Source organism: Alteromonas sp. AO-Serp, from assembly GCF_017849675.1.
In the GTDB taxonomy this organism is placed as follows: Bacteria; Pseudomonadota; Gammaproteobacteria; order Enterobacterales; family Alteromonadaceae; genus Alteromonas; species Alteromonas macleodii.
This window is the reverse complement of the sequence record NZ_JAFLMX010000311.1, coordinates 1-7,406: the sequence shown is the minus strand read 5'-3', so window position 1 is coordinate 7,406 and position 7,406 is coordinate 1. Positions and strand designations below refer to the sequence as shown.

Sequence of the window (7,406 nt, the reverse complement as noted above, 5' to 3'; positions counted from 1 at the left end):
GGTGCCGTCTAAGCTAAATTTTGGAGAGTGCTCTTCGCGGGCTTCTGAGTACGCGTCCTGAATACGCATTTTTAAAGTGTTTTTACCGCGATCAAACGCTGAAATTGCTTTTACGTTTACTGTACCGCCGATGGAATTCAGGTTTTGATCTGGTGTGAGGGTTTTAAGCACCTCAATGGTTCCTAGCAGATCAGCAGGAAGTGCGTCTAAGCCCACTTTCCGCTCTTCGCCTGCACCAGACATTTGTGCGCCGTTCATATTTATTGATACGAAGCCGGGCCCTAAGCCTCGAACGGTAACAAATTTACCTTCGCCTTCAGAGCGCTGTAGTGTAACACCCGGCAGTCGTCGAAGGGACTCCGCCACGTTCTGATCAACAAAATTGCCTAAATCATCGGTAGAAATAACAGAGCTAAAGCCGCTTTTCATGCGTTCTAAGTCACGCGCTTTAAGGTCTGCCTGTTTAACACCCTTTACTTCAACTACTTCAATTTCGCTAGGGGTCTCATTTGTTTCAGTTTGCTCGGTATTTTCCTGAGCGGGTGCAGTTTGCGCCATGCTGGAAAACGCCGTGGACACGGCTAGAGCGAGGGCTGTCCATTGAAACACTTTCATGTTTTGAACTCCTAAATTCCAAAATCGACATAGCTGTAGTATTTATATTTTGCTATGCCACCGGTGGCAGTATTGATCTTGTCAGATAGGAATGCACTAACATTTAACGTTTATTTCACAAATTATTAATATATGAATATTTAGTGATCACAGTGTTGGGATTCCTGCGAGTACCCGCCATGAGTTTTCTTCATGAAAAGTAAGAGAGGGCGCGGGGTTGGCAGTAAAGTAGCTGCTGTAAATTGACCAGTCAACCACATCTAATTCACTATCAATTATCCCATATTTGCTTGTGTACTGATTGCTTTGTATTTGCTTAAGTATGCGCGAGTCTACAGGGTCTAGATCTTTACCTGTGCGGGTGAGATTAGCACCTACGTCTTGGTTTTCAATCAAGCTTGTCCATGTTTGCTGCGCAGTAAGTTGCGCATCGCCTAATTTATCTATTTCATTCTGATGAAAAGGCGACGTTGAAAGAGAACGAGTGATTACGTCTTTTTCTTTCTTTGAACCGGTTTTGGCGCTCTTAACATCTATGCCTTTACTGTTGTCCTCAGACATGTCGCTATAGCCCTTCATCACGTTTTCAGCAACATAAAGTCGAGTGAGTGATTCCTTATCGTCCCATAATTGGAAAAACCATAGCTTTTTCGTAGCGGGGCCTGGGGCATAAATATTCCCAACCAGATTTGCGGTGCCGTTTTCGCCGCCATAAGCTGAGTTTTTTTGCCAGTTGGCAATAACGTTATTTTTGATATCAACGAATTCTTGCTGCTGTGGGTAAGGCGGGTTCAGTCGCCATCCGTTAATGCGCGGGTTTCTACTGGTATGATTGGCCAATATATTGCGCAAAAAGCTAGCATTACTGCCACCCCAAATGCCGCCATAGCCATGGCTACCTTTGTGATGACCCGCGTTGTTTAAACTCTCTGATAGTATGCTGTATTGCAGTGTAAAGCGTTGGTTATTGTAGAAAGAGCCTACTTCGTCTTTTGACCAACTTAGCGAACAATGATCGATAATGACATCAGTGGTATTTCTAACGGTTACTGCATCGCCTTCTTCACTGTCTTTCCCCGGCCTAAAGCGCATGTGTCGAATAATGACCTGATTAGCTTCAACGCTTGTTGATGCGCCAGAAATTACAATTCCGTGGGGAGATGTCTGTCCTGCAATGGTGACGTTGCCATGTTTTATTTCTAACTCCTTTTCTAGCGCGATCACGCCAGACACATTAAAGACAATCAGTCTGGGATAGTTTTGCGCAATAGCCCATCGCAATGTTCCCTCTTGTGGGCTTTTAGCATTATCAGACAAAGAGCTAACAACTAACACTTTTCCTTGGTTTCCACCTTGTGTGTATTTTCCGAACCCCAGCGCACCTTCAAACGCCAATGATTGTGCGTGACAGTTAGACAAGGCGAGAAACGCGACGAAAGCGACAATCAGTTGAATTGGAATATATTTCATTACTGCATGTCCTGCTCGTAAGGGTGGGCACCGGTGGTTGGTTGGCGGGCGATGTCTTTGAGTTTAGCGCTCCATGCTTGGAGTACCTTAACGTCGTGGATCATACCTTCTAACTCTATTGCTAAAATTGATACAAGCTCTCCATCTCGCATGAAGACTGGCACGGCAACAAGCGTTACGTTGCGCGGTGCGAAGTGGCTGACGGCATAGCCTCTGGTACACGTTGTTGCTCGTAATTTCGCGGCTTGTTGTTCATCAAAGTTTGCGGGGTGTGAGCTGTCGTTCATGTTTTGATACTTGGGATGGTAGGCCAACATGACATGACCCGCAGCAGATTCAAATAAGGGCAGTTTTGTCCCTGGCCTTATTGTTGTTATTTGCTTTTCTCTGGCATCTAAAACGTCAATAACAAACGCGCAGTAGTCGCCTAATGTACAGATAATTGCGCTAGCGTTGGTTGTAGCTATAAGTTTCGAAAGCGCAGGTGCAGTGATTCTCTGAACGTATCTGCTGCGCGAGTTAGCGGCGCTAATTTCGTAAATGCGTGTGCCATAGAAGTATTTTGTACCACGCTTTTCAACTACCCGTTCGCTGGTTAATGTTCTAAGTAACCTAAATACTGATGTGCGGGGAAGTTTAAGCGCTGACTCAATTTCAGAGGCGCTTAACCCCGAGCGAGACTCGGCGATGGCTTGACATAGCTGCAGCGCCTGCATAACACTGGGAATAACATACCTTTCCATCTTTTTGCGGTCCCGAAATCAAGATAATACTGCTCGATATTAACACGAATTAAACAAAATGCTACCGGTGGCATTTTAAATTATTGATGATTTTTAAATCAATTACATTGAGAAAAGAGAGAAAACTGTCGTGCAACTCATCGCATCTATAAGAAGGTTAACGCTTTATCAACCGCGTCCGGTAAGCGGTTTAATTTTGTATATTTGAAACAAAAAATTAACATGTGTAGGTGCTGCCGAGGTGCAAGTCGAAGACTCAGCGAGCGAAAAAGTGAATAAATGCGTGACATCTGTACTAAGGGCGACGATAAATCTGTGGAAGCAGAGTCTTACCTTCTGAATGTTAATAAAATAGTCATTTGTGTCTGGTGCTTTAATTACTAGGTCTTTTTAGCCCGTCGATAGGTGGCTTGTACTTGTCCTTATTTGAGATTACTCTGCCACGCCTGCTTTCTCAATTCTCATTTGAAGCAGCGTTAAACTTAGAGCATTGTTCTTGTAAGGCATTACATTCTATATGGCACCACGTTCTTTCGTTTTTTTAGACGAACTGAATTCTTCGATTAGACCCGCAATAAACTACACCAGTGGTGTAGGCGCTATGCTGTGGTTGGCTAATCTGGTGTTACTGCTGAACATTGCGCTAGTTATCAGTGGTACCTTGGCTGACTCGGCAGAATTTGTCAGTGCGTTTAATGAAAGTTTGGTTGTAGAGCCTTTTTTCATTGCACTGGCCAATCACACGCTTTCGCAATTTATTGTTCCCACTATTGCATTAGTGTTAGTTGGTCTCTTGGTTAAAGCCACGGCTATAGCAAAGGCGCAAATAACAAAACAGCGCCGACCTATTCCTTACCTTTGCCCTACATTCCCCCAGCCTTTTGTTCAGACGGTTGGCAGTAGAGCGCCCCCACTTTTTAGTTAAACGTCTCCGATTTGATTATCTAACGCCGAAAGCGTTGCGCAGTATGTGTGACAAAGCTTTACCGGTGTGTTTTTCGATGCTGTAACGCTGCCATTCTCTATTAAGCGGCCCAGTCATCGCCGTTTAACTTGTGGGTTATAGGAACTTGTTTTGTCTATTCGTAACCTTTTTACTTTAATTGTTGCTGGTGCAGGGCTGACGTTGGCCGGTTGCAGCGGTGGCGTGCTTGACCCTAAAGGGCAAGTGGGTATGGATGAAAAGAACCTGATTATTCTTTGCACTATCCTCATGCTGATTGTTGTTGTTCCCGTTATTTTTCTTACGCTTTACTTTGCGTGGAAGTATCGCGCTAGTCGCGATTTCGAAATTTATACCCCTAAATGGGCACATTCGACCAAAATAGAAGCGGTGGTGTGGTCCATTCCAATTCTCATTGTCGTGTCGTTGAGTGTGATCACCTGGCGCTCTACTCACGCACTCGACCCTTATGCACCGCTAGAAGGTCAAGGAGAGCATCTTACTGTTGAAGTAGTCTCGCTTAACTGGAAGTGGCTGTTTATTTACCCTGAACAAGGTATCGCAACGGTCAATGAATTGGTGTTTCCAGCCAATAAACCCGTTGCGTTTAAGATTACTTCTGAAAGCACCATGAACTCGTTTTTTATTCCTCAGCTAGGAAGCCAGATTTATTCCATGGCGGGAATGGAAACCAAGCTTCATCTTATTGCCGACGAGCCAGGTACGTACAAAGGCATTTCTTCAAATTACAGCGGTGCGGGATTCACTGGCATGAAGTTTAACGCTATTGCCACACCTACCGAGGATGACTTCGAGGCGTGGGTTGCCAGCGTTAAGCAGTCGCAAACATCGTTAACGTCAGGTGCCTACGAGCAGCTTGCTGAGCCAAGCGAAAACAATCCGGTGACCTATTTCAGCAAAGTCGATGACGGTTTATTTCATAACATTGTTATGAAATACATGAAAGATCACGGCTCCATGGATTTCTACAACAAGCCGGAAAATGCCGCCATGGGCGAACATCACGCCATGCCTGAAATGCAACACAGCCATCACCAAGAGGATGCACAATAACCATGTCTTTATTAGGTAAATTATCTATTGAGGCCGTGCCCTATCACGAGCCGATTATTATGGTGACACTTGCTGTTGTGGCAGTGGTGGGTGTGGTCATAGCCATGCTTATCACCAAGTACAAACAGTGGGGAACCCTATGGTTTGATTGGATAACGTCTGTCGACCACAAACGTCTTGGTATTATGTACATTGTGTTGGCTATGATCATGCTGCTGCGTGGCTTCGCCGACGCTATTATGATGCGTACTCAGCTTGCAATGGCAACCAATGGTGCGCCCGGGTATCTACCGCCAGAGCACTACGACCAAATCTTCACAGCCCATGGCGTTATCATGATTATCTTCATGGCGATGCCGTTTATGATTGGGTTGATGAATATCATTTTGCCACTACAAATTGGTGCTCGCGATGTGGCGTTTCCATTTTTAAATAACTTAAGTTTTTGGCTGACCGCAGGTGGCGCAATTCTAGTAAATGTGTCTTTGGGGTTAGGTGAATTCGCAAAAACAGGGTGGGTTGCTTATCCGCCGCTAGCCGGGTTGGAGTTTAGTCCCGGGGTTGGCGTCGACTATTACATATGGGCCCTGCAGATATCCGGGCTCGGTACGCTGCTAACCGCCGTAAACTTCTTAGTTACCGTGTTTAAAATGCGTGCGCCCGGCATGAAGTTAATGCAAATGCCTATTTTCACATGGACCTGTACGTGGGCAAACATTCTGATTGCTGCTTCGTTCCCAATTCTGACGGCTGTGTTAGCCATGCTGACGCTAGACCGTTATATGGATTTCCACTTCTTCACGAATGAAGCTGGTGGTAACTCTATGATGTATATCAACCTGTTCTGGGCGTGGGGACACCCTGAGGTTTATATTCTGGTACTGCCTGCATTCGGTATTTTTTCAGAAGTTATATCTACGTTTACTGCTAAGCGCCTGTTTGGCTACAAGTCGATGGTGTATGCGTCGGGTGCCATTGCCATTCTTGGTTTTATTGTTTGGCTGCACCACTTCTTTACCATGGGGTCGAGCGCCAATGTGAATGCCTTCTTCGGCATTATGACCATGGTTATTGCCGTACCCACGGGCGTGAAACTGTTTAACTGGCTATTCACCATGTATCGCGGTCGCTTAATATTGAGTGTGCCTGTACTGTGGACGTTAGGCTTTATGGTGACCTTCACCATTGGCGGCATGACAGGGGTGTTACTTGCTATTCCAGGTGCTGACTACGTACTTCATAATAGCTTGTTTCTCATTGCGCATTTTCACAACACCATTATTGGTGGTGCGGTATTTGGCTATCTGGCTGGCTTTGCTTTTTGGTTCCCGAAAGCCATGGGCTTTAAGCTTGACGAAAAAACCGGAAAAGCAGCCTTTTGGTGCTGGCAAATTGGTTTCCTTTTGGCGTTCATGCCCCTATATGTGCTTGGCTTTTTGGGTATGACACGCCGCTTAAATCACACCGACAATCCTGACTGGAATATCTGGTTATACATTGCTGCATTTGGTGCGTTTGTTATAGCAATTGGTATTTTCTTCCAGCTACTTCAGCTGTTTGTAAGCTTCAAAAACAAAGAGAAGCTTAACGATACAACGGGCGATCCGTGGAATGGTCACACGCTAGAGTGGTCAACGGCGTCACCGCCTCAGTTTTACAATTTTGCCAAGATTCCTCACATCAAAGACATTGATGCATGGACGGATATGAAGGAGCGCGGCGAGTCGTATCAACGCCCTGAAAAATACACACCTATTCATATGCCAAAAAATACTTCAGCCGGAGTTTTCATGAGCATGAGCTTTACCCTGATGGGCTTTGCGCTTATCTGGCATATTTGGTGGCTTGCTGTTGTCGGTTTAGTGGCAGGAATAGGAGTATTTATTAAGCGTTGCTATACCTCGGATGTTGATTACTACGTGCAGGTAGATGAGGTTGAACGAGTTGAAGCTACGCACTTAAGTGCCAATACAGTGGGAGGTCGCTCATGAGTACTATTGCAACATCAAGCGCCGCATCAATGCCGCATGAACACGCACACGAAGAACATCATGAAAACAACACCGTGTTTGGTTTCTGGTTGTATTTAATGACCGACTGTTTGTTGTTTGCTTCTTTCTTTGCCACCTATGCCGTGCTGTTTATGAATACGGCGGGCGGTGTGTCTGGCAAAGATATTTTCGAGCTCAACTTTGTTGCAGTTGAAACAGCCGCTCTGCTTTTAAGCAGCATTACCTTTGGCTTTGCCATGATATGTGCTCACCGACAAAACAAGTCAGGCTCCCTTGCTTGGCTGGCAGTGACATGGGCACTGGGAGCGTGTTTTATCGGTATGGAAGTATACGAATTCCACCACCTTATTGAGCATGGCAACGGGCCGCAGCAAAGTGCGTTTCTAACGGCGTTTTTCTCGTTAGTGGGACTGCACGGACTGCACGTTACAGCGGGCCTTATTTGGATGACAATCATGTTTATTGAAGTAACCCGCCGAGGTTTAGGTGAGCAAACTGTTACTCGACTTAGTTGCTTAAGTCTGTTTTGGCACTTCCTCGATATCGTAT

Annotated in this window: 7 protein-coding genes; 4 read left to right on the top strand and 3 right to left on the bottom strand. The window is 45.5% G+C overall.

The genetic code is table 11. From position 1 onward, the window contains the following. The 3 genes from QVA83_RS19835 to QVA83_RS19825 form a co-directional block, all read right to left on the bottom strand. On the bottom strand, positions 1–615 hold a 615-nt coding region (locus QVA83_RS19835; RefSeq protein WP_287498857.1), incomplete at its 3' end, for a TonB-dependent receptor plug domain-containing protein. Between the two features lie 147 nt (positions 616–762). Next, positions 763–2,085, bottom strand: coding sequence for a pectate lyase family protein (locus QVA83_RS19830; protein WP_287498856.1), 1,323 nt, complete (start codon positions 2,083–2,085; stop codon positions 763–765). Further along, complete coding sequence (locus tag QVA83_RS19825; RefSeq protein ID WP_230598821.1) at positions 2,085–2,828, bottom strand: IclR family transcriptional regulator; 744 nt, start codon at positions 2,826–2,828, stop codon at positions 2,085–2,087. The genes QVA83_RS19830 and QVA83_RS19825 overlap by 1 nt, the downstream gene beginning before the upstream one ends. A gap of 517 nt (positions 2,829–3,345) precedes the next feature. Between QVA83_RS19825 and QVA83_RS19820 the strand changes: the two genes are divergently transcribed. From QVA83_RS19820 to cyoC, 4 genes are all read left to right on the top strand, one after another. After that, positions 3,346–3,753, top strand: a complete 408-nt coding sequence (locus QVA83_RS19820; RefSeq protein WP_014951265.1) for a hypothetical protein — start codon at positions 3,346–3,348, stop codon at positions 3,751–3,753. Between the two features lie 150 nt (positions 3,754–3,903). Beyond that, positions 3,904–4,845: a ubiquinol oxidase subunit II gene (cyoA, locus tag QVA83_RS19815; RefSeq protein WP_014951264.1), complete on the top strand. Its 942-nt coding sequence runs from the start codon at positions 3,904–3,906 to the stop codon at positions 4,843–4,845. Between the two features lie 2 nt (positions 4,846–4,847). Continuing rightward, positions 4,848–6,836 (top strand): cytochrome o ubiquinol oxidase subunit I, encoded by a 1,989-nt coding sequence (gene cyoB, locus QVA83_RS19810; RefSeq protein ID WP_287498855.1) that lies wholly within the window; start codon positions 4,848–4,850, stop codon positions 6,834–6,836. Then, a partial coding sequence (cyoC, locus tag QVA83_RS19805; RefSeq protein ID WP_287498854.1) for a cytochrome o ubiquinol oxidase subunit III occupies positions 6,833–7,406 on the top strand: 574 nt, incomplete at its 3' end. The genes cyoB and cyoC, both read left to right, overlap by 4 nt.

Coding starts and splice junctions, on each gene's coding strand:
- cyoB (WP_287498855.1), top strand. CDS start 4,848: ATGTCTTTATTAGGTAAATTATCTATTGAGGCCGTGCCCTATCACGAG.
- QVA83_RS19830 (WP_287498856.1), bottom strand. CDS start 2,085: ATGAAATATATTCCAATTCAACTGATTGTCGCTTTCGTCGCGTTTCTC.
- QVA83_RS19825 (WP_230598821.1), bottom strand. CDS start 2,828: ATGGAAAGGTATGTTATTCCCAGTGTTATGCAGGCGCTGCAGCTATGT.
- QVA83_RS19820 (WP_014951265.1), top strand. CDS start 3,346: ATGGCACCACGTTCTTTCGTTTTTTTAGACGAACTGAATTCTTCGATT.